Raw genomic sequence first — 20876 nt, 5'->3', positions numbered from 1 at the left:
GCCGAACCCGTCGCCCTCCGAACGCCTGTTCACGGCCATCTTGGCACACGTCCACCGGTCACTCCCGGGACAGCACCCGCGCGATCGACGTGACCGCCTCCGGGCCCACCCGGCAGCAGCCGCCGATCACCCGGGCCCCGCGCTCCCGCCACTCCCGCACCAGCCCGGCCGCGAACAGCGAACGCCCACGCCAGGAGCGGGACTCCGCGTCCCACCGCTCGCCGCTGTTGGGATAGGCGACGACCGGCTTCCCGGTGACCCGGGCGGCCGTCTCCACCGCGCCGGACACGTCCCCGGGGGCACAGCAGTTGACGCCCACCGCGATCACCTCCTCCGCGTCGGCGGCCAGGGCGAACGCCTCCTCCAGCGGCTGACCCGCACGCGTACGGTCCCCGGCGACGGTGTACGACAGCCAGGCGGGCACGCCCAGGTCGCGCACCGCCCGCAGCAGCGCGACCGCCTCGTCGGTGTCCGGGACCGTCTCCAGCGCGAGGACGTCCGGCCGGGCGGCGGCCAGGACCTCCAGACGGGGCCGGTGGAAGCGCTCCAGTTCGGCCACGTCGAGGCCGTACCGCCCCCGGTACTCGGAACCGTCCGCGAGCATCGCCCCGTACGGGCCCGCCGACGCCGCCACCCACAGCGGACGGGAGGCCTGCGCCCGGCGGGCCGCCTCCCGCGCCGACTCCACGCTGAGCGCGAGCAGTTCGGCGGCCCGCTCCCGCCCGATGCCGTGCCGGGCGAAGCCCTCGAAGGTGGCCTGGTAGCTGGAGGTGATCACCACGTCCGCGCCTGCCTCGACGTAGGCGAGATGGGCCCGCGTGATCGCCTCGGGATCGTCGGCGAGCAGCCGGGCCGACCACAGGGCGTCGCCCAGGTCGTGCCCGGCCGCCTCCAGCTGGTTGGACAGCCCGCCGTCGAGCACGAGCGGGCCTGCGGCGAGGGCGCCGGCGAAGGAGCGGGCGCAAGCGCCGTCGGGGGAGTCGTCGGCGGAGTCGCTGGTCATGTGTCCGAGGCTACGACGTGCCCGCCCGGGCTCCGGCGCCTCGTCCCCCGTGCGAGCTACGGCCAGGTGTCCACCGTGAGGTGACGATCTCCGGCCGCCGGATCCGTAGCGTCCGGTGTCATAGCCCGAGGCGCCGAAGTCACGGGCCCGACCAAGGAGTTCCCGTGAGGTTTGTCTGGCAGTTCCTGGCCGTACTGGCGGCCTACGCCATCGGCGGCGCCGCCATCCAGGCGGTGAAGGACAACGACTGGCTCACCCTGGTCGTCGGACTCACGGCGGCCGCGCTGGTGCTGTTCGTGTACGGGTGGGTGGTGCGGCGGACCGAGCGCCGGCAGGCCCTGGACGTGGCCCTGGAGGGCGCCGGAGCCAAGTTCGGCTGGGGAACGCTGATCGGTGCCGGGATGTTCTCGGCGGTCATCGTGAACCTCCTCACCTCCGGGCACTACGAGGTCGACGGGCTCGGCTCGGTACAGGGCGCGATCGGGCTGGTCGGCTTCATGGCCGGAGCCGCCGCGACGGAGGAGGTCGTCTACCGCGGGGTGCTGTTCCGGATCATCGAGGAGCACATCGGCACCTACCTCGCGCTGGGCCTGACCGGTCTCGTGTTCGGGCTCTCGCACCTGCTCAACGAGGACGCCACCCTGTGGGGCGCCGTCGCCATCGCCATCGAGGCCGGGTTCATGCTCGCCGCCGCCTACGCCGCCACCCGCAACCTGTGGCTGACGATCGGCGTGCACTTCGGCTGGAACTTCGCCGCGGGCGGCGTCTTCAGCACCGTCGTCTCCGGCAACGGCGACAGCGAGGGCCTGCTGGACGCCACGATGTCGGGTCCCAAGCTGCTCACCGGCGGCGACTTCGGCCCGGAGGGCAGCGTGTACTCGGTGGGCTTCGGGGCCCTGCTCACGCTGGTGTTCCTGTGGCTGGCGCACCGGCGCGGGAACGTCGTGCCGTTCGGTGCCCGGCGCCGCGCCGCGGGTGCCGGCTCCGCCGCTACACTTCCCCGGTGATCGATCGCCGACGGGTCCTGGAGCTGTGGCGCCGGCTGGACGTCACGGTCCGGGACCTCCCGCTCGGAGTGCTGCTCCTCGTCGCCTCGCTCCTGCCGGAGCTGCGCGGTCAGGGCACGGAGATCGGCGGCCTGCCGACCCGTCCCGCCGACGCGCTGGCCGGGGTGGCGGCCGTCCTGCAGTCCGTTCCCCTGGCCGTGCGCCGGCGGTGGACACTCGTCTGCCTCACCCTGGTCTCGCTCGGCTTCGCCCTCGACCAGCTGCGCGGCTACCACCTGTTCGCGGGCGCCGCGCTCCCCATCGTGCTGATCAACGCGGGCTCCCACCAGGAGAAGTACCGGCGCGCCACGCAGGTCGCCGCCACCCTGGCGTACGTGGCCATGGCCATCGGGCTGAACGCGCGCGGCGGCGACGAAACGCTGGTCGAGTACGTGACGTTCTACCTGGTCCTCGCCCTGGCATGGGGCATCGGCGCCTGGATGCGCTCCGCGCGCGCCGCCGAGGCCGAACGCCGAGCCCGGGTCGCCGAGGACGCCCGCAACGCCGAACGCGCCCGCATCGCCCGCGAGTTGCACGACGTCGTGACCCATCACGTGACGGCGATGGTCGTCCAGTCCGAGGCGGCCCGTTACCTGACCGCCGCGCCGGACCGGCTCGACGAGACACTGGCCGCCGTCAGCGACACCGGCCGCCGCGCCATCACCGACCTGCGGCACCTGCTCGACCTCCTCAACCCCGACCACGGCACCGCCGAGCCCAGGACGCCGCCCGTCGGCCGGGTGCTCACCCTGGTCGAGCAGACGCGCCGGGCCGGGCAGCCGGTGGAGTTCACCGAGGAGGGCACCCCCGCGGCGGCCACCGGCAGCTCCGACCTCGTGGCCTACCGCGTCGTGCAGGAGGCCCTGACCAACGCCCTCAAGTACGACCACGGCGCCAGGACCTCCGTTCTGGTGCGCCACGGAGAAAGAGAGATCACGGTGGAAGTGGGCACGGACGGTTCCGGCACGGGGGCCGCGTCCCCCGGCGGCAGCGGGCGGGGGCTGGCCGGTCTGCGGGAACGCGTCGACGTCCTCGGCGGCGAGTTCAGCACGGACCGCCCGGCGGGCGGCGGCTTCGTCGTCCGGGCCCGGATACCCGGGGGGAGCACGGCATGAGCGCGCCGGTCCGGGTCGTGATCTGCGACGACCAGGCACTGATCCGCACCGGTCTGACGACCATCGTCGACGCCCAGCCCGACCTGGAGGTGGTCGGCGAGTGCGGAGACGGGCGGACCGGGGTGGACCTGGCCCGCGAACTGCGGCCGGACGTCGTGGTGATGGACATCCGCATGCCGGTGCTCGACGGTCTCGAGGCGACCCGCCTGCTGGCCGGCGCCGGGGTGGAGCACCCCGTCAAGGTGCTCGTGGTCACCACGTTCAACCTCGACGAGTACGTCTACGAGGCGCTGCGCGCGGGCGCGAGCGGCTTCCTGCTCAAGGACGCGCCTCCGGACCGGCTGCTGCACGGCATCCGCACCGTGGCCATGGGCGCGGCGCTGCTCGACCCCGACGTGACCCGCCGCCTCGTGGGCCGCTACGCGGCCCGGATCCGCCCCGCCGAGGGCACCACCCGGGACATACCGCTCACCCCCCGGGAGACGGAGGTCCTGCGCCTGATCGCGGACGGGCTCTCCAACAGTGAGATCGCCGCGACCCTCGTGATCAGCCCCGAGACCGTCAAGACCTTCGTCTCCCGCATCCTCACCAAGCTCGGCCTCCGCGACCGCGTCCAGGCGGTCGTCTTCGCCTACCGGCACGGGCTGGTGACCTGACGCCCCCACCGGCCGCTCAGCCCTGCAACCGGCCGCGCATCTGCGACAAGCGCCGGTCGAAACGCGCGTTGTACCAGGCCAGCCAGGTCAGGAACACGGCCCCGAGGACGAGCATCATCGTCCCGGCGCCGACCGAGCCGGAGATGTACCACAGGGCCGACGTGCCGAAGAAGATGAGGGCCAGTACGGGGAACGCCCACCAGCGGTGGCGCCGCAGCCGCTCCTGGCGCGAGTCGACGAACGCCGCCATCGCCCGCCGCCGCTCCGGGTCCCGGGGTGCCGGCCCGCCCTTGAGGATCTGCCGCTCCATGGCGGGCACGTCCTCCGGCTCCGCACCCGCCCTTCCGGCGTCGCGCACACGCCGGCGGCGCACCAGCCACACGATGCAAGCGGCGGCCGGCACCGTGCCCACGAGGGCCGACGGCCACGCCGACAGACCGTGCAGGCCCAGTCTCACCCCGGCGCCAACGACCAGGGCGATCACCCCGATGCCCCACAGGCTGTCCCGCCACCGCGGCCGCGTACGGTCTTCGCTTCTTTCTGCGCTTGCCATGTCACCTCGCATGGGGAAGAAGTGGAAGAACGGTGCCGTTCGGGTACCCGGCTTCGCCCGGAACACTTCGGCCGACGCCGAACCAACCGGCCCATAGCGTGCGGGACATGAACGACACGCGAACCGCCGCGACCCCCCTCACGCCCGCCGCCGCCGTCACCGGCATGGCCGACCGCGTCCTCGCCCTGGCCGCCACCTGGACCCGCTGGGACGGGCGGCCCGCACACGTCGACGGCCGCGTCTACACCCCGCACAAGGCGATCCGCCGGGTGGCCGACCACATGATCGACCATCTCGCGGAGCTGGAGGCCCGGTTGGCGGGGCAGGCGACGCAGCCCGACCACTGGCACGCCTCCGCGGTCACCACGGACGCCGACCGCGCACGCTTCACCGAAGAGGACCTCGACGAGGCCCGCAGCCGCCTGACCCGGCTCGCCCGGATCTGGGCCAGCCGCCTCGACGCGCTCACCGACGAACAGCTCGACCACTCGCCCGGCGACGGCTGGAGCTTTCGTGAACTCGCCGCCCACCTGACGGAATCCGTGTACTACGCCGACGCGGTGGGTGACCTGTCGTGACCGCGTTCGCCGAACTCCACCGGCCCGGTGAGCCCCTGCTCCTGCCGTGCGCCTGGGACCACGCATCCGCGCTCGCCCTCGCCGGGCACGGCTTCTGCGCCGTCGGCACGACCAGCCTCGGCGTCGCGGCGTCGGCCGGGCTGCCCGACGGGGCCTCGGCGACCCGCGACGAGACCCTGCGGCTGGCCCTCACCCTCGGCTCGGCCCCCTTCCTGCTCTCGGTCGACGCGGAGGGCGGGTTCAGCGACGATCCCGACGAGGTGGGGGAGCTGGCGCGGCAACTGTCGGCGGTCGGCGCCGTGGGCATCAACCTGGAGGACGCCCTCGGGTCCGCCGACCGGCACGCCGCGAAGATCGCCGCGGTCCGCGGGGCCGCCCCCGGTCTCTTCGTCAACGCGCGTACGGACACGTACTGGTCGGGCGACGGCGACTGGTCCGACACCCTGCGGCGCCTGGAGGCCTACCGCGAGGCCGGCGCCGACGGCGTCTTCGTCCCCGGCCTCACCGACCCGGCCCGCATCGCGTCCCTCACCGCCCGCTTCGACGTCCCCCTCAACGTCCTGTACACGCCCGCCGGACCCGCCCTCGCGCACCTCGCCGACCTCGGCGTCGGCCGGGTCAGCCTCGGCTCGCTGCTCTACCGGCGCGCACTGGGCGCCGCCCTGGAGGCGGCCGCGGACCTCCGGGCGGGCCGGGAGCCGGGCGGTCCGACGCCGACGTACGACGAGGTCCGGGGGCTGGCCGACTAGGGCCGGTCCGGCGGGTCAGGTCGCAGGACAGGCACGGCACCTCGTCGACGCCGGTGAGCGGGGTCTGGTGCGTGCAGCCGCAAGGCGGAGGAGGGCGTCGACGCGGAGCGTCGGCACCGACGACAACGCCGCGGACGCGCGTGCCGGGCCCCGCGTCTGGGGCGTGATCCGCCGGACCGGCCCTAGCCGCGGGTCCCCTCGCCCCCCTCGGTTGCGTCCGCCCGCGGCCAGTTCTCCAGTGCCACGTGCAGGGCGTCGACCGCCCTGTCCCAGGACACCCGCACGTCGCGCGGGGCACCGAAGCCCCCGGAGGCCTCCAGCGCGCAGTACCCGTGGAAGGTGGCGCGCAGCAGGCGTACGGCGTCGGTGAGGTCGGGTTCGGTCAGGCCGTAGGCGCGCAGCATGCCGTAGGTGATCTCGGCGGTGCGGCGCAGGGCGGGGGAGCCGGCCACCAGAGCCTGCTCGACACGGATCTGGGTGGCGGCGTAACGGCCGGGGTGGCGCAGGGCGTACGCCCGGTAGGCGCCCGCGAAGGCGGCCAGCGCCTCCTTCCCGGCCCGGCCGGCCACCGCCTGCGCGATCTCCTCGATCAGCTCGCCGCCGGCCAGCAACGCGACCCGGACGCGCAGGTCCTGGAGATTGCGCACGTGCGTGTAAAGGCTGGCGTCCTTCACCCCGAAGTGCCGGGCGAGCGCGGAGACGGTGACCGCCTCGAGCCCGGACGCGTCGGCGAGGTCGGCGGCCGCGGCGACGACGCGGTCGGTGGTAAGACCCACTCGGGGCATGCGCCACCTTCCTGAAACCTAGGATTCCTAGGTTTCATGCTAGGTCAGGAAGGGCGGCAGTCGCGGATCACCCGCAAGTCGTTCAACGTTCACCTTCCGCGTCGATTCTCCTCGGAGCCGCGCACGGCGGCGGTCTTCGGGAGGAACAGGCATGGGCCACGGACACGGACACACCCACGGTCACCACCACGGGCATCCGCACGACCACGAGCACGACACCGCGCCGGCCCTGCCCGCCGCCTTCGACACCAGCGTCCCCGACGAGGCCCTGAGCCCCGAACAGCAGTCGCGCCGCGGCCTGCTGCGCCGCGCCGGTCTGCTCGGCGCCGGACTGGCCGCCGGCACCGTCCTCGCCCAGAGCACCCCTGCCACCGCCGCCCCCGCGGGGGCGGCGAGCAACGGCCGCCGCAGGAAGGGCTTCCTCTGGCTGGCCGGCGACCACCACATCCACACCCAGTACAGCAGCGACGGCAAGTACCGCGTCGTCGACCAGGTCCGCCAGGGCGCCCGGCACGGCATGGACTGGCTGGTCATCACCGACCACGGCAGCGCCACCCACGCCAGGATCGGCGTGGAGAAGGTCAACCCGGACATCCGCGAGGCCCGCGACGCCCACGAGGACACCCTCGTCTTCCAGGGCCTGGAGTGGAACATCCCGGCCGCCGAGCACGGCACCGTCTTCGTCCACCCCGGCAAGCACGAGGTCTCCGTCCTCAAGCAGTTCGAGACCGACTACGACGGCGGCGTCAAGGGCGCCACCGACTCCACCCCCGCCAACGAGGCCCTCGCCATCGCCGGACTCTCCTTCCTCGCCGACCAGGTCAAGCGGCGCAAGGTGAAGGACGCCCTGATGCTCGCCAACCACCCGGCGCGCAAGGGCATCGACTCCCCGCACGAGATCCGCGCCTGGCGCGACGCCACCTCCCGCGGCCACCAGATCGCGGTCGGCTTCGAGGGCGCCCCGGGCCACCAGGCCGGCGGCCTGCCCAAGCCCCTCGGCCCCGGCGGCGCCCGCGGCATCTACGACGGCAGCCCGAGCGCCAACTCCTTTCCCGGTTACCCCCTGGAGAGCTACCGCACCTGGGGCGGCTTCGACTGGATGACCGCCACCGTCGGCGGCCTGTGGGACAGCCTCATCGCCGAGGGCCGCCCCTGGTGGATCACCGCCAACTCCGACTCCCACCAGGTCTACGCCGACACCGGCGCCCGCGGCGGCGGCGACTTCAACGCCAACGGCCGCTACGACGACCCGGTCTACGCCGGACAGATCGACATCACCCAGAACGACTTCTGGCCCGGCCAGTACAGCCGCACCCACGTCGGTTCCGACGGCTTCTCCTACGCCGCCGTCATGGACGGCATCCGTGCCGGCCGCCTCTGGGTCGACCACGGCCAGCTCGTCAGCGGCCTCGACGTCCGCGTCTCGGGCGGCGGCCGCTGGGCCACCCTCGGCGGCGCCCTGCACGTCCGCAAGGGCACCCGGGTCACCCTGTCCGTCGACGTCGCGCTGGCCGGCGGCCCCAACTGGGCGGGCTTCGTCCCCAAGCTGGCCCGTGTGGACGTCATCCAGGGCGATGTGACCGGACCGGCCGCCGACAAGGACACCTTCACCGCGCCGTCCGCCCGGGTCGTCAAGTCCTACGAGGTGAACAAGGACACCGGCACCGTCCGCCTGACCTACGACCTCGGCCGCGTCGACCGCCCCGTGTACCTCCGCACCCGCGGCACCGACGGCAACCGCTCCGCCGTCGGCGCACTGGGCGCCAAGGTCGACCCGGCGGGCCCCGCCATCGACGTCGTCGGCGACGCCGACCCGTGGCGCGACCTGTGGTTCTACTCCAACCCGGTGTGGGTCCTGCCGTCGTGACCGCGACCGCCGCGCCGTACGTCCTCGGCGTCGACACCGACGCGACGACCCTGCGTGAGGCGGACCACCTGCTCCAGGCGCTGGCGGCCGGACTCGCCCTCCCCGAGGGTGTCTTCGGCTGCACGCACCTGGTGCGGGACGGCCGCCCCCGGATCGCACTGTCCCTCGCCGCCGAGGCCGAGCCGGTCCTGTGCACCGCCCGGGACCGGCTCACCGCCCGGGGGTACGAGGTCCGCGACGGCGCCTGGGACGAGAGGGGCCGTGCCGTCCTCTTCCCCGGCGCGTCCGCCCTCACCGGCACCCTGACGCTCGCCGACCTGCTGGCTCGCTCCGCGATCGACCGGGTGACCGTCCTCGGCACACCGGACGAGCCCGCCCCGGACACCCGGCTGGTCACCCGCGACCACGTCCGTCCGCACTGGCAGGACGGCCGCCTGGTCCTGGCCGCCATGCCCGCGGTCGGCGGCACCCTGGTGCCGTTCGAGGACCCCGACCCTACCCCCTGTTGCGCCGACCACTGACGGGTCCGAAACCCTGCTGCGCGGACCGTGACCGCTCCGTAGGGTGGTCGCCGGCCTGGCAGCGGACGACGGGGAGGCGACCGGCATGGAGCGGCGACGGCGGCCGGTGACGGACCGGTGACCCATGAGGCACGCGACGCGGGGCGCGTGGCCGGGAGTTCCGCCGGGGCCGGGGAGAGCCGCCCGCTGCGGCGGCAGCGGGACTTCGGCGTCTTCTGGGCCGCGCAGACCCTCTCCGTCCTCGGCGACTCCTTCGCGCTGATCGCCCTGCCGCTGCTGGTGCTGGAGGCGACCGGGTCGATCGCGCGGATGGGACTGCTGACCGCCGCCGGCGGCGCGGCGGCCGTCCTCGCCGCCGTGTTCGCCGGGACCGTGGTCGACCGGGTGGACCGCCGCAGGCTGCTCATCGGCTGCGATCTCGTACGGACGGCCCTGTACGGGCTGATCCCGCTGGTGTGGCTGCTCGGCCCGCAGGTCTGGCTCCTCTACGCCGTCCTGCCCCTGTGCGAGGCCGTCGGCATGTTCTTCGCGGTCGGTTACGTCACCGTCGTGCGCTCCCTGGTCGGCACCGAACAGCTCACCGAGGCCAACGGACGGCTCAACGCCACCGCCGCCGCGGCCGGTGTCCTCGGGCCGCTGTGCGCCGGAGTGGTGGCCGCCTGGTCGGGCCCGGCCGCAGCCGTCGGTGTGGACGCGGCCAGTTTCGGCGTCTCGGCCGCCCTCGTGGCCCTGGTCCGTTTCCGGCCCCGCCCCGCCGACGACCGGGAGACGGGCGAACGCCCAGGACTGTGGCAGGACCTGCGCACCGGCGCAGCCTTCCTGCGCCGGCACCCGGTGCTGCGCGCGCTCACCGTCCTGCTGTGCTGCTTCAGCTTCCTCACCCTCGGTCTGAACGACCTGGTGATCTACCACCTCAAGCACGACCTCGGCCACGACGACGGAACGGTCGGCACCGTCATGGCGGCCGGCGCCCTCGGCACCGTCGCGGGTGCGCTGCTGGTGGCCCGGGCTCGGCGGCTGCTCGGCTTCGGACGGACCTGGACCGGCGCGGTGGCCGTGTGCGGTCTGGCGTTCGCGGGCCTGGGGTGGGCCCGTGACGTGCCCGCCGTCGCCGTGCTCAGCGCCGCCTTCCTGGCCTGCGTCGGCATGGCGGGCACCTGCTCGATGTCCCTGCGGCAGGAGGTGACCCCGGAACACCTGCTCGGCCGGGTCACCTCCGCCTACTGGACCCTCCAGTACTCGGCCGCTCCCCTCGGCGCGGCCGTGCTCACCTGGGCGGCGGAGGAGCGCGGCACCACACCGGTCGCCCTGGTGGCCGGAGGCTGCTGCGTCCTGATCGCGGTGGCCGCGCTGTTCACCCCGGTCCGCGGGGCGGGGCGGGCCTGACTCAGCCGGCCAGCACCCCGCGTACGAACGCGTTGGTGAACTTCCCGGACGGGTCGAGCGTCCCGGCCAGTGCCCGGAAGTCGCCCAGCCGCGGGTACAGCGCGCCCAGCCGGTCCGCCGGGGTCGTGAACACCTTCCCCCAGTGCGGGCGGGCCGCGAAGGGCGCGAGCGCCTCCTCCAGCCGCCGCACCACCGGCAGCACCGCCGCCGTGTCCTCGACCCAGGTGAAGTGCGCCGCCACGGTGTCCCGGCCGTAGGACGGGCTCAGCCACTGCTCGTCGGCGGCGACCGTGCGGATCTCGCAGGTCTGCAGCACCGGCGCGAGCACGTCGCGTATCGCGTCCATCGCGTGCAGCGCGGCCACGGCGTGCTCCCGGGGCATCAGGTACTCCGACTGCAGCTCGGCCCCGCTGCTGGGCGTGAACTCGGCGCGGAAGTGCGGCAACCGCTCGTGCCAGGGCCCCGGCACCCCGAACTGCTCCGTGCAGTTGACCGCGGGCATGCCCGGCACCGGATGCATCTTCTCGACGGCCGCAGCGGCGTACGGGAAGCCGGGCAGCGGCTGGTCGGTGCGGCGCTTGAGCCACACCTGGCGGAACCCCGGTGCCCGCCAGTCCGTGAACAGGCTCACGCTGTACGCCGCCGCCATCACCGTCTCGAACGTCGCCGGGTCCAGACCGGCCAGCGGCAGCTCGGTGAAGACGTGCTGCTCGACCTCGTAGGCCGGCTCGAGGTCGAGGGTGAGCGAGGTCACCACGCCCAGCGCGCCCAGCGAGGTCACCGCGCCGCCGAACCGCTCGTCGCCCCGCGCGAGCACCACGGCCGAACCGTCCGCGGTGACCAGCTCCACCTCGCGCACCACCGAGGCCAGCGGACCGTTGCCCACCCCGGAGCCGTGCGTGCCGGTCGCCACGGAGCCGGCGACCGAGATGTGCGGCAGCGAGGCCATGTTCGGCAGCGCGAGCCCCCGCGCGTGCACCAGCCGGGCCAGCTCCGCGTACCGCACACCGCCGCCGACCCGCACCGTACGGGCGGCCGTGTCCACCTCCACCTCGGACGGCAGGCCGGCCAGCGACAGCAGGACGCCCCCGTCGCCCGGCTCGGCGATCTCGTTGAAGGAGTGCCCGCTGCCCAGCACCCGGATCCTGGCGCTGTCCGCCACCAGGGCCCGCAGCGCGTCCAGGGAGTGCGGCCGGAGCAGTTCCTTGGCCGTGTACGTGATGTTGCCGGCCCAGTTGGTCACCGTGATGTCGCTCATACCGTGGAAACCTACCCGGCGCGCCCGGGAGGGGACCCGGGAGGGAAGCCGCTCCCGCGGGGGCATACCGTGAGAAGTCGAACGCCGGAGCTGGGAGGAGACACGGGATGGACAGCCGTACCGCGCTGGTCGAGGATCTGATGGAGCGGTTCCCGAACGTACCGCGCGAGGCCGTCTTCAAGGAGGACCTCCTGCGGGGCGGCGTCGCCTTCGACCCCTCGGCGCTGAGCGACAACGAGGGCGGCGAGGTGAAGCCGAAGTCGTACTTCATCTTCTCCTTCGACCACGGCACCCTGCCCGAGCTGGGCGAGGCCGCCCTGCGCCGCCCGCCCGAGGAGATCATCCTCACCGGCGGCCCCTACGACCTGCGCCGCACCGTCGTCTCGGTGCGCGTGAACCCGGCCTCGCCCTACCGGGTCGCCGCGAACGAGGACGGGGTCCTCGGCCTCTACCTGGACGGGAAGCGGATCGCCGACGTCGGTGTGCCGCCCATGCCCGAGTACTACCGGCACAAGCTCTCCAACGGGAAGTCGGTCATGGAGGTGGCCCCGACCATTCAGTGGGGCTACCTGATCTACCTGACCGCGTTCCGCGTCTGCCAGTACTTCGGCGCCAAGGAGGAGTGCCAGTACTGCGACATCAACCACAACTGGCGCCAGCACAAGGCGGCCGGGCGGCCGTACACCGGCGTCAAGGACGTCGACGAGGTCCTCGAGGCGCTGGAGATCATCGACAAGTACGACACCGCCAAGATCTCCACCGCGTACACGCTCACCGGCGGCGCGATCACGTCGAAGGTCCAGGGTCTCGACGAGGCCGACTTCTACGGGAGGTACGCCAAGGCCATCGAGGAGCACTTCCCCGGCCGCTGGATCGGCAAGGTCGTCGCCCAGGCCCTGCCCAAGCCGGACGTCCAGCGCTTCAAGGACTACGGCGTGCAGATCTACCACCCCAACTTCGAGGTGTGGGACGAGTACCTGTTCAAGATGTACTGCCCCGGCAAGGAGCGCTACGTCGGCCGCGACGAGTGGCACCGCCGCATCCTCGACTCCACCGAGGTCTTCGGCGCCCGCAACGTCATCCCCAACTTCGTCGCGGGCGTGGAGATGGCCGAGCCCTTCGGCTTCAAGACGGTCGACGAGGCCATCGCGTCCACCACCGAGGGCCTGCGCTTCTTCATGTCGCACGGCATCACGCCCCGCTTCACCACCTGGTGCCCCGAGCCCACCACCCCGCTCGGCAAGACCAACCCCGACGGCGCCCCGCTGGAGTACCACATCCGGCTGCTCCAGGCCTACCGCCAGACCATGGAGGACTTCGGCCTCTCCTCGCCCCCCGGCTACGGCCCTCCCGGCGCCGGCAACGCGGTCTTCTCGGTCAGCTCCTTCATGGACAGCCTGCCGGCGGACGCGCCCGTGGAGGTGTGACGCGCTCGTGGAGGTGTGACACGTTCGGCAACGGGCGGTTGCCCAAGGTCTCGGTGGACGTCTGACCGAAGTAAGGGTGAACGCCTTCCTTTGGACTGATGTGTTCGTGCCCGGCCAGAGCCTAGTTTCTCGGTGAGACGGAGAAGCTGGAACGGCTGGGAGTAGTCATCCATGATCACCCTGCAGGGGCTGACCAAGAGGTACGGCGATCAGACCGCCGTGGGCAACCTGTCCCTCACCATCGGGGCGGGCAGGGTCACCGGGTTCCTCGGGCCCAACGGTGCGGGCAAGTCCACCACCATGCGGATGATCATGGGCCTGGACCGTCCCACCTCCGGCCGGGCGCTCGTCGGCGGCCGGCCGTACGCCGAACTGGTCTACCCGCTGCGCGAGATCGGTGCCCTGCTGGACGCCAAGGCCGTGCACCCCGGCCGCAGCGCACGCGCCCATCTACGGGCCCTCGCCCGTACCAACGGCGCTAATTACTTCCGGCAGCCGTCGGTACTGACGAAGGTCATGGGACCGTCGGTCCCGGGACGGACCGCGCCGAGACGGCCTCGCAGAAAAACCGCTGGTGCGTCGCCGGGGCGGCGGCTAAGGTCGTGGTCGTTCCTGCGGAGGCTCCGTACCGCCGCCGTCTGCCGTGCATGACCGGGAGGTGTTGACCGATGACTGTCGCCGCGCCGGGCGCTGCCCGATTCCGGATCATCAAGTCCACCTCCGTGGCCACCGGCTGACACCACTTCCTTCCGCGCGTCCGTGCACGCGCCGCCGGGGCCGCCCTTGTGAAGGGTCACCCTTGACTTCCCACTCCGCTTCCTCCGCCCTGCCTTCCTCCGCCCTGACCTCCTACGGCTGGGACGCCGACTGGGCCGACGCGTTCGCGCCGCACGCCGCCGAAGGCCTGCTGCCCGGCCGGGTCCTCCGCGTCGACCGCGGCCAGTGCGACGTCGTCACCGCGGACGGCGTCGTGCGGGCCGACACCGCGTTCGTCACCCCCAACGACCCGCTGCGCGTGGTCTGCACCGGCGACTGGGTCGCCGTCGACCCCGAGGGCGGCACCCCGCGCTACGTACGCACGTATCTGCCGCGCCGTACCGCCTTCGTGCGCTCCACCTCGTCCAAGCGGTCCGAGGGGCAGATCCTCGCGGCCAACGTCGACCACGCCGTCGTCGCCGTGTCGCTCGCGGCCGAGCTGGACCTCGCCCGGATCGAACGGTTCCTCGCCCTCGCCTGGGAGTCCGGGGCACAGCCCCTGGTCGTCCTCACCAAGGCCGACCTCGTGCCCGACCCGGCGACCCTGGCGTACCTCGTCCAGGACGTGGAGACCGCCGCGCCCGGTGTGCCGGTGCTGTCCGTCAGCGCCGAGCAGGGCGAAGGGCTCGACGTCCTCGCCGCGGTCGTCTCCGGCGGCACGGCCGTGCTGCTCGGGCAGTCCGGCGCCGGCAAGTCCACCCTCGCCAACGCGCTGATCGGCGAGGACGTCATGGGGGTGCAGGCCGTCCGCGACATCGACGGCAAGGGCCGGCACACCACCACCACGCGCAACCTCCTCGCCCTGCCCGGCGGGGGAGTGCTGATCGACACCCCCGGTCTGCGGGGCGTCGGGCTCTTCGACGCGGGCGGCGGGGTCGGGCAGGTGTTCGCCGAGATCGAGGAGCTGGCCGAGGGGTGCCGGTTCCACGACTGCGCCCACGAGTCCGAGCCGGGCTGTGCCGTCCTCGCCGCCATCGACGGCGGGGAACTGCCCGAGCGGCGGCTGGAGAGCTACCGCAAGCTCGTGCGGGAGAACCAGCGCATCGTCGCCAAGACCGACGCCCGCCTGCGGGCCGAGATCCGCAAGGAGTTCAAGCGCCGGGGTGCCATCGGCAAGGCGGCGATGGAGGCCAAGCGCGGCGGCCTGCGGTAGCCCGCTCGGCCGCCACGGCTCCACCGTGATGTCCGATTTCCGCCAGTCCGGTCCGCCGGTCTGGCGGAGACTGGACTGCGTGACACGGACAGCGGAGTACGAGAAGACACACGAGGACGGCCGGTACGAGGCCGTGCGGAGCCGGGACGCCCGGTTCGACGGCGCGTTCTTCTTCGCCGTCGAGACGACCGGCATCTACTGCCGGCCCAGCTGCCCCGCGGTCACGCCGAAGCGGCACAACGTGCGGTTCTTCCCGACGGCCGCCGCCGCGCAGGGCTCGGGCTTCCGGGCCTGTCGGCGGTGCCGTCCCGACGCCGTGCCGGGCTCCGCCGACTGGAACGTCCGGGCCGACGTCGTGGGCCGGGCCATGCGGCTGATCGGCGACGGCGTCGTCGACCGCGAGGGCGTCGCCGGACTCGCCGTCCGGCTCGGCTACAGCGCCCGCCAGGTGCAGCGCCAGCTCACCGCCGAGGTCGGCGCGGGGCCCGTCGCCCTCGCCCGCGCCCAGCGGGCGCACACCGCGCGGGTCCTGCTGCAGACCACCGGTCTGCCGGTCACCGAGATCGCGTTCGCTTCCGGGTTCGCCAGCGTGCGGCAGTTCAACGACACCATCCGGGCCGTGTACGCGGCCACCCCGAGCGAACTGCGCGCCGCCGCCCCGGCCCGCGACCGCGCCGCCCGGCGCACGGCCACTCCCTCCGCCGGCATCCCGCTGCGCCTCGCCCACCGCGGGCCCTACCAGCCCGGCCCCGTCTTCGACCTGCTCCAGCGGGAGGCCGTCGCCGGGATCGAGGAGGTGAGCGGCGCACCCGGCCGCCGCGTCTACCGGCGCACCCTGCGCCTGCCGTACGGCACCGGGATCGTCGCCGTCCAGGAGCGGCCGGGGCGGCCGGACCGCGCCGGCCGGACCGGCAGCGGCGGCTGGCTGGAAGCCCGCCTCCACCTCACCGACCCGCGCGACCTCACCACCTCCGTACAGCGGCTGCGGCGCCTGTTCGACCTCGACGCCGACCCGTACGCCGTCGACGAGCGGCTCGGCGCCGACCCCCGGCTCGCCCCCCTGGTCGCCGCCCGCCCCGGGCTGCGCTCACCGGGCACCGCCGACCCCGACGAACTCGCGGTGCGGGCCCTGGTGGGGCGCGCGGAGGCCGAGCGGCTCGTCCAGCGGTACGGCAAGGCACTCGACGCGCCCTGCGGCACCCTCACCCACCTCTTCCCCGAACCGGCCGTCCTCGCCGAGGCCGCGCCCGGCGGCGCCCCGGGCGCGCTCGCCGCCGCCCTCGCCGACGGCGCCGTACGCCTCGATCCGGGCGCCGACCGGGACGAGGCCGAGCGCGCCCTGCTCGCCGTGCCCGGCCTCGACGCCCGTACCGTCGCCGTCGTGCGCACCCGTGCCCTCGGCGACCCGGACGTCGCCCCGCCCGGTCCCGCCGTCCCCGACACCTGGCGCCCCTGGCGCTCGTACGCACTGAACCACCTGCGCGCAGCAGGAGAGTGGGAGAACGACCGATGACCACCGCCGCCGCCACCTGTTGGCACGAGATCGAAAGCCCCGTCGGACGGCTGCTGCTGACCGCCGCCGGCCACGACGGGGCGATCACCTCCCTGTCCGTGCCCGGGCAGAAGGGCGGCCGCACCGTCCGGGACGGCTGGCGGCACGACGCCGGGCCGTTCCGGGCGGCCGAGGAGCAGCTCGGCGCCTACTTCGCCGGCGAGCTGACCGGGTTCCGGCTCCCGCTGCGCGCCGAGGGCACCGCCTTCCGGGAGCGCGTGTGGGCGGCCCTGGACGACGTCCCCTACGGGACGACGACCACGTACGGCGAGATCGCCGCGCGCATCGGGGCCTCGCGGCCCGCGGTACGCGCCGTCGGGGGCGCGATCGGCGCCAACCCGCTGCTGATCCTGCGCCCCTGCCACCGGGTGATCGGCGCCGACGGCTCCCTGACCGGGTACGCGGGCGGCCTGGAGCGCAAGACGCGGCTGCTGACGCTGGAGGGCGCCCCGGTCAGCCGGCCAGCACCGCTCCCAGCCACGCCCCGGTGATCAGCAGGCACGCGAACAGCTCCGTCAGCAGGTCGGCGCCGCCGTGGCGCATCGCGGTGCGCAGCGAGGCCATCGCCTCGCCGTGGCGCCCGAGCCGCAGTCGCTCGGCGAGGTAGACACCGCCCAGGAAGCCGGGGATCGCGCCCAGTACGGGGACGACCACGAAACCGAGGACGGCGCCCGCGCCCCCGTACGCCGTCAGCCGCCGCATGGCCTCGTCCCGGCGTCTCCTGCGGTGCGGCAGCGCCCAGCGCACCGCCCGGGACAGCAGCAGGACGACGGTGGCGCCGACGAGGACGGCCCACGCGAGCGGCTGCGGGTCCTTCAGCGCCCACCACAGAACCCCGGCCCACACCAGCCACGACCCGGGCACGCCGGGGAGCAGGACGCCGCACAGCCCGAGCAGGATGACCAGGCCGGCCAGCAGGAGGTCCCACGCTCCCATCTGTCCAGGGTGCCGGAGTCCGGCCAGGTCCGCAGAAGACCGGCGTGGCGGGCGGGGGCCTCAGTGCTTTCGGGCCACCCAGCCCCGTTCGTAGGCGTGCCAGCCCAGCTGGAGCCGGGTGGTGACACCGGTCAGCTCCATCAGGCGCTTCACCCGCCGCTGTACGGTCCGCAGGCCCAGGTCGAGCTGCTTGGCGACGCTCGCGTCGGTCAGACCGGCGAGCAGCAGGGAGAGGATCTCCAGGTCGGTGCCGTCGGGGCCGTCCGGGCCGTGCTCCGTGACGCCGGAGGCACCCAGCCGCAGGGCGTCCTGCCACACCGCCTCGAAGAGGCCCGACAGGAGTTCGAGCAGGCCGCTGGCGTGCACGACCAGCGCGGCGGGCTCCGAGGAGTGCGCGGTGAGCGGCACCAGGGCGAGGGAACGGTCGGCGACGACCAGCTTGGTCGGCACCCGGTCCACGACCCGGACCTGCTCGTCGCGGCCCAGCGCGGCGGTCAGCTCGGTGATGCCGGTCGGCAGGTCGAGCACCGACCGCTCGACCACCACGCGGTAACGAACTCCTCGCCCGGTGGCCTGCTCCTCCGCGTCGTTCTCCATGCCGGTCACGGCGACCGGCCGGTCGGTGACCAGCGCGCAGACCTCGTCGCTCGCGCCGAGCTGCAGCTGGAGGAAGCGCCGGGCGACGGCCCCGGCGCCGGTCACCACCTCCACCAGGTCGTGCACGGCGGGCTCGGCCGCCGCCGCCCGGTACTCCTCCGCGAGCAGCGCCGCCGCCAGCTCCGCCCGGTCCAGCTCGTGCCGCTGCTGGGTGAGCAGGGCGCCCAGCGCGACGCCCGGCGGGGCCGCGACCCAGCGTCCCGGGCGGGCCGAGGACTGGGCGGCGAGCCCGTGCTGCTCCAGCCGGCGCAGCGCGCGCTCGGTGTCCTGCTCGCCGAGGGCCAGCCGCCGCGCCAGATCGGGGACGTCGGCGGCGCCCACCGACACCAGCACCCGGTACGCCGCCTCCTGCGTGTCCTCCAGCCCCAGCACTCCCAGCATCAGGCGTCGCCCCTCCCCGGACCCATGATCATCACCAGCCGCGGGGACGTCCATGGCGGAAAACGGCCACGGCGTAAACCCGCCCGCGGACATCATCGCCGTACCGCCGGTCACTCTGCCAAGGTGGCGTCGCCGGGCGGTCCTCCCGTGGGGGGTGGGGCCGCTCGGCCACCCCACCTCGGAGAAGCGTTCGACGCGTCCCCCGACACGCCGTCCGGCGCGCGCCGGACGGCCCGGATTTTCCGATGCCCCGTTCTCATCCGGCTCCCTCGGTGGACAATCGGGAGCATGAGTCAGCAGGGGGGAAGGCCCACCGGTCCCACCGGTCCCACCGGTCCTGAGGACGACTGGTGGGGTCAGCTGTACGACGACTCCGCCGACGACACCGGCCCCACGGCCGCCCCCGATTCCCTGGACGACCGCTTCGCCTCGGCGTCCGGCACGGTGGCCCGCCGTCCGGCCGCCGACACCGAGGCCCCGGCGGCCCCGCCCCCGGACCCCGTCCCGCCCGGACCCCGGTCCCCGTGGTGGGCGTCCCCGGCGAACCCCCCGGACATCCCCGGCCCCCGCAGCGGGGGCCCGGCCGGCGCCGACGGGCCGCGGCGGACCGGTGACGAGCCTTCGCGTGCCGGTGGGCCGCCGCGTCCGACGGACTCGACGGGCGCGGGTGACGATGCCACGCGTGCCGGGCCGCTGCCCCCTGCGGGGCCGTCGGAGGGCGGTGACGATGCTCTGCGTGGGGTGCGAGGGCCGGGTTCCGCGCCTGTGCCGCATGCCGGCGGCGATGCCTTGCGGGACAGCGGGTCAGTGGATCCGGCGGGTCCGCCCCGGGGTGATGGCGGGCTTCCGGGGGGCGGGGGGCCGCCGCACCCTGCGGGGCCGTCGGAGGGCGGTGACGATGCTCCGCGTGGGGTGCGAGGGCCGGGTTCCGCGCCTGTGCCGCATGCCGGCGGCGATGCCTTGCGGGACAGCGGGTCAGTGGATCCGGCGGGTCCGCTCCGGGGTGATGGCGGGCTTCCGGGGGGCGGCGGGCCGCTGCCCCCCGCGGATCCGGCGCGACGGGACGCGGACGCCGGCCCGGGCGGCATCGCCGACCCGCGTCCTCCGGCCCGGCCCCGCCCCGGGGCCCCGTGGGAGCCCCCGCCCGCGACCCCCAGCGGCCCGGTGGACCTCCCCGCGGGAGACGAACGGTCCGGCACCGGGGCCCTGCCGGGGAACCAGAGGCCCGGCACCACGCCGCCCGCAGCGGCCCCGCAGGTGCCCGGCGTCGCAGAGCCTCCGGCCCCGGTACCGCCGGCCCCGGCATCCGGCGGCCGGGGCCGAGGGGGTGAACCGCGCGGGCTCACCACCTCGGGCACCGGAGCCGCCGACCTCACGGAACCCCCGGCCGCCGTCCCGCCGCCCCGGACCGCGTCCGGCCTGCCCCCGCTCCCCCCGGCGTTCCTCCCCTCGCGGCCGACCGAACCGGACGGCGCCGACCGCGACTACGTCGGCAGCGGGCCGCCCACCTACGACGCCGAGCCCACCGCGTTGCCGCCCGCCGATCCCGACGGTCTCGACGGGCTGGTCCCCGACACCGTGCTGGAAGGCGCCCGGTACGGGACGTGCACGCTGCGAGCCGTCTCCGTACGCGGGGACTCCGCGCGGTACCGGGGCGAGCCGCGGCGCGACGCGCTGCTCGTCGCCCGGTTCGGCGCCGGCGAGCAGGCGCTGGTCCTGGTGGCGATGGCGACCGGCGCCCGCGCCACCGCCGGGGCCCACCGGGCGGCGGCCGAGGTGTGCCGGTGGATCGGGCGGGCCGTCGGGCGCAGTCACGCGCGGCTCGCCGAGGACCTGCGGGCCGCCCGGCGCGGCGACCTCAAGTCCGGCCTCCACCGCCTCACCGACCGAAGCCTCGGCCGGCTCCGCGCCGGGGCCGCCGAACAGGGCCTCGAGCCGCACGAGTACGCGGCCACCCTGCGCTGCCTGCTGCTGCCCGCCGACCCCGGGTGCCGCACCCGGGTGTTCTTCGGGGTCGGCGCGGGCGGACTGCTCCGGCTGCGCGACGGCGAGTGGCAGGACATGGAGCCGGACGTCGGCGACGTCACCGGTGAGCCCGTCCTCGGCTTCGGCTCCGCGCCCCGGGGGACGCCCGGGAGCGCCCCCGGCGGCACGCTCAACGACGCGCCCGGCGAGACGCCCGACGGCGACCGGCTCACCATGGACCTCGGCGTCACCACGCCCCCGGGCCCGTACGACGGCCCGCCCGCCGAGCCGCCCCGCGAGCCCTTCCGCTTCCGGGCCTCCGTAGCCCGCCCGGGTGACGTGCTTCTGATGTGCACCGCGGGCCTGGCCGAGCCGCTGCTGAACGAGCCCGGGCTGGGCGAACTCCTCGCCCGCAGATGGACGGGCCGCCCGGCGCCCGGACTCGGGGAGTTCCTCGCCGACGGCCGCGTCCGGGTCAAGGGATACGCGGACGACCGTACGGCCGCCGCCGTTTGGGAGGCGTGAGACCGCT

19 protein-coding genes and 1 pseudogene are annotated in these 20876 nt (G+C 74.5%); 14 read left to right on the top strand and 6 right to left on the bottom strand.

Annotation, left to right across the window (positions count from 1 at the left end; translation table 11 throughout):
• Nucleotides 1–58: 58 nt before the first annotated feature.
• Nucleotides 59–1003, bottom strand: a complete 945-nt coding sequence (gene mmuM / locus NI25_RS08770; RefSeq protein ID WP_061441909.1) for a homocysteine S-methyltransferase — start codon at nucleotides 1001–1003, stop codon at nucleotides 59–61.
• Nucleotides 1004–1167: 164 nt separating this feature from the next.
• Here mmuM and NI25_RS08765 point away from each other — a divergent pair, with 164 nt between their 5' ends.
• From NI25_RS08765 to NI25_RS08755, 3 genes are read left to right on the top strand one after another with little or no spacing between them, the layout of a single operon-like run.
• Nucleotides 1168–2010 carry a CPBP family intramembrane glutamic endopeptidase gene (locus NI25_RS08765; protein ID WP_061441908.1) on the top strand — a complete coding sequence of 281 codons (843 nt, stop codon included), beginning with the start codon at nucleotides 1168–1170 and terminating at the stop codon, nucleotides 2008–2010.
• Nucleotides 2007–3164 carry a sensor histidine kinase gene (locus NI25_RS08760; RefSeq protein WP_061441907.1) on the top strand — a complete coding sequence of 386 codons (1158 nt, stop codon included), beginning with the start codon at nucleotides 2007–2009 and terminating at the stop codon, nucleotides 3162–3164. The genes NI25_RS08765 and NI25_RS08760 overlap by 4 nt, the downstream gene beginning before the upstream one ends.
• Complete coding sequence (locus tag NI25_RS08755) at nucleotides 3161–3820, top strand: response regulator (protein WP_061441906.1); 660 nt, start codon at nucleotides 3161–3163, stop codon at nucleotides 3818–3820. Before NI25_RS08760 ends, NI25_RS08755 begins: the two co-directional genes overlap by 4 nt.
• A gap of 16 nt (nucleotides 3821–3836) precedes the next feature.
• Here the strand turns inward: NI25_RS08755 and NI25_RS08750 are convergent, their stop codons facing one another.
• Nucleotides 3837–4373, bottom strand: a complete 537-nt coding sequence (locus NI25_RS08750; RefSeq protein WP_228953742.1) for a hypothetical protein — start codon at nucleotides 4371–4373, stop codon at nucleotides 3837–3839.
• A gap of 107 nt (nucleotides 4374–4480) precedes the next feature.
• Between NI25_RS08750 and NI25_RS08745 the strand changes: the two genes are divergently transcribed.
• Both NI25_RS08745 and NI25_RS08740 read left to right on the top strand, forming a co-directional pair.
• Nucleotides 4481–4951, top strand: coding sequence for a hypothetical protein (locus NI25_RS08745; protein ID WP_061441905.1), 471 nt, complete (start codon nucleotides 4481–4483; stop codon nucleotides 4949–4951).
• On the top strand, nucleotides 4948–5700 hold the full coding sequence (locus tag NI25_RS08740) for an isocitrate lyase/PEP mutase family protein (RefSeq protein WP_061441904.1): 753 nt from the start codon (nucleotides 4948–4950) through the stop codon (nucleotides 5698–5700). Before NI25_RS08745 ends, NI25_RS08740 begins: the two co-directional genes overlap by 4 nt.
• 182 nt (nucleotides 5701–5882) lie before the next feature.
• Here the strand turns inward: NI25_RS08740 and NI25_RS08735 are convergent, their stop codons facing one another.
• Nucleotides 5883–6485 carry a TetR/AcrR family transcriptional regulator gene (locus NI25_RS08735; protein WP_061441903.1) on the bottom strand — a complete coding sequence of 201 codons (603 nt, stop codon included), beginning with the start codon at nucleotides 6483–6485 and terminating at the stop codon, nucleotides 5883–5885.
• Nucleotides 6486–6636: 151 nt separating this feature from the next.
• Here NI25_RS08735 and NI25_RS08730 point away from each other — a divergent pair, with 151 nt between their 5' ends.
• The 3 genes from NI25_RS08730 (at nucleotide 6637) to NI25_RS08720 (ending at nucleotide 10259) form a co-directional block, all read left to right on the top strand.
• The gene (locus NI25_RS08730) at nucleotides 6637–8352 is read left to right on the top strand and encodes a PHP domain-containing protein (protein ID WP_061441902.1); all 1716 of its coding nucleotides are present in this window, start codon (nucleotides 6637–6639) and stop codon (nucleotides 8350–8352) included.
• On the top strand, nucleotides 8349–8873 hold the full coding sequence (locus tag NI25_RS08725; RefSeq protein ID WP_061441901.1) for a hypothetical protein: 525 nt from the start codon (nucleotides 8349–8351) through the stop codon (nucleotides 8871–8873). The genes NI25_RS08730 and NI25_RS08725 overlap by 4 nt, the downstream gene beginning before the upstream one ends.
• 117 nt (nucleotides 8874–8990) lie before the next feature.
• Entirely contained in the window at nucleotides 8991–10259 is a 1269-nt protein-coding gene (locus tag NI25_RS08720; protein WP_061441900.1) for an MFS transporter, read from the top strand.
• A gap of 1 nt (nucleotide 10260) precedes the next feature.
• On the opposite strand, the gene NI25_RS08715 is transcribed toward NI25_RS08720, so the two are convergent.
• A complete protein-coding gene (locus NI25_RS08715; RefSeq protein ID WP_061441899.1) occupies nucleotides 10261–11517 on the bottom strand; it encodes an FAD-binding protein in 1257 nt (418 codons plus the stop codon).
• Between the two features lie 107 nt (nucleotides 11518–11624).
• Between NI25_RS08715 and NI25_RS08710 the strand changes: the two genes are divergently transcribed.
• From NI25_RS08710 to NI25_RS08690, 5 genes and pseudogenes are all read left to right on the top strand, one after another.
• Nucleotides 11625–12944 (top strand): radical SAM protein, encoded by a 1320-nt coding sequence (locus NI25_RS08710; RefSeq protein ID WP_061441898.1) that lies wholly within the window; start codon nucleotides 11625–11627, stop codon nucleotides 12942–12944.
• Nucleotides 12945–13115: 171 nt separating this feature from the next.
• Nucleotides 13116–13490, top strand: a pseudogene (locus tag NI25_RS08705) (ATP-binding cassette domain-containing protein); the annotation flags it as partial.
• A gap of 253 nt (nucleotides 13491–13743) precedes the next feature.
• A complete protein-coding gene (rsgA, locus tag NI25_RS08700) occupies nucleotides 13744–14853 on the top strand; it encodes a ribosome small subunit-dependent GTPase A (protein WP_061441897.1) in 1110 nt (369 codons plus the stop codon).
• A gap of 28 nt (nucleotides 14854–14881) precedes the next feature.
• Nucleotides 14882–16366 (top strand): AlkA N-terminal domain-containing protein, encoded by a 1485-nt coding sequence (locus NI25_RS08695; protein WP_061441896.1) that lies wholly within the window; start codon nucleotides 14882–14884, stop codon nucleotides 16364–16366.
• A complete protein-coding gene (locus NI25_RS08690) occupies nucleotides 16363–16896 on the top strand; it encodes a methylated-DNA--[protein]-cysteine S-methyltransferase (protein WP_061441895.1) in 534 nt (177 codons plus the stop codon). Before NI25_RS08695 ends, NI25_RS08690 begins: the two co-directional genes overlap by 4 nt.
• Here the strand turns inward: NI25_RS08690 and NI25_RS08685 are convergent.
• Together NI25_RS08685 and NI25_RS08680 are read right to left on the bottom strand one after the other, a co-directional pair.
• Complete coding sequence (locus tag NI25_RS08685) at nucleotides 16859–17341, bottom strand: DUF456 domain-containing protein (protein WP_061441894.1); 483 nt, start codon at nucleotides 17339–17341, stop codon at nucleotides 16859–16861. The genes NI25_RS08690 and NI25_RS08685 overlap by 38 nt on opposite strands.
• Nucleotides 17342–17401: 60 nt before the next feature.
• A complete protein-coding gene (locus NI25_RS08680) occupies nucleotides 17402–18379 on the bottom strand; it encodes a helix-turn-helix transcriptional regulator (protein ID WP_061441893.1) in 978 nt (325 codons plus the stop codon).
• Nucleotides 18380–18667: 288 nt separating this feature from the next.
• Between NI25_RS08680 and NI25_RS39655 the strand changes: the two genes are divergently transcribed.
• Complete coding sequence (locus NI25_RS39655) at nucleotides 18668–20869, top strand: protein phosphatase 2C domain-containing protein (protein WP_061441892.1); 2202 nt, start codon at nucleotides 18668–18670, stop codon at nucleotides 20867–20869.
• Nucleotides 20870–20876: the final 7 nt, after the last annotated feature.

Origin of the sequence: Streptomyces sp. CCM_MD2014, from assembly GCF_000772045.1 — a bacterium.
Classification (GTDB): Bacteria; Actinomycetota; Actinomycetes; order Streptomycetales; family Streptomycetaceae; genus Streptomyces; species Streptomyces salinarius.
The sequence above is the reverse complement of the archived record's forward strand: the minus strand, read 5'-3'. Positions and strand labels throughout refer to the sequence as shown.

Excerpts from the sequence above, each read along its gene's own strand:
- mmuM (WP_061441909.1), bottom strand. The coding sequence starts at position 1,003 with ATGACCAGCGACTCCGCCGACGACTCCCCCGACGGCGCTTGCGCCCGC.
- NI25_RS08755 (WP_061441906.1), top strand. The coding sequence starts at position 3,161 with ATGAGCGCGCCGGTCCGGGTCGTGATCTGCGACGACCAGGCACTGATC.
- NI25_RS08750 (WP_228953742.1), bottom strand. The coding sequence starts at position 4,373 with ATGGCAAGCGCAGAAAGAAGCGAAGACCGTACGCGGCCGCGGTGGCGG.
- NI25_RS08745 (WP_061441905.1), top strand. The coding sequence starts at position 4,481 with ATGAACGACACGCGAACCGCCGCGACCCCCCTCACGCCCGCCGCCGCC.
- NI25_RS08735 (WP_061441903.1), bottom strand. The coding sequence starts at position 6,485 with ATGCCCCGAGTGGGTCTTACCACCGACCGCGTCGTCGCCGCGGCCGCC.
- NI25_RS08730 (WP_061441902.1), top strand. The coding sequence starts at position 6,637 with ATGGGCCACGGACACGGACACACCCACGGTCACCACCACGGGCATCCG.
- NI25_RS08715 (WP_061441899.1), bottom strand. The coding sequence starts at position 11,517 with ATGAGCGACATCACGGTGACCAACTGGGCCGGCAACATCACGTACACG.
- NI25_RS08710 (WP_061441898.1), top strand. The coding sequence starts at position 11,625 with ATGGACAGCCGTACCGCGCTGGTCGAGGATCTGATGGAGCGGTTCCCG.
- NI25_RS08695 (WP_061441896.1), top strand. The coding sequence starts at position 14,882 with ATGTCCGATTTCCGCCAGTCCGGTCCGCCGGTCTGGCGGAGACTGGAC.
- NI25_RS08690 (WP_061441895.1), top strand. The coding sequence starts at position 16,363 with ATGACCACCGCCGCCGCCACCTGTTGGCACGAGATCGAAAGCCCCGTC.
- NI25_RS08685 (WP_061441894.1), bottom strand. The coding sequence starts at position 17,341 with ATGGGAGCGTGGGACCTCCTGCTGGCCGGCCTGGTCATCCTGCTCGGG.
- NI25_RS08680 (WP_061441893.1), bottom strand. The coding sequence starts at position 18,379 with ATGCTGGGAGTGCTGGGGCTGGAGGACACGCAGGAGGCGGCGTACCGG.
- NI25_RS39655 (WP_061441892.1), top strand. The coding sequence starts at position 18,668 with ATGAGTCAGCAGGGGGGAAGGCCCACCGGTCCCACCGGTCCCACCGGT.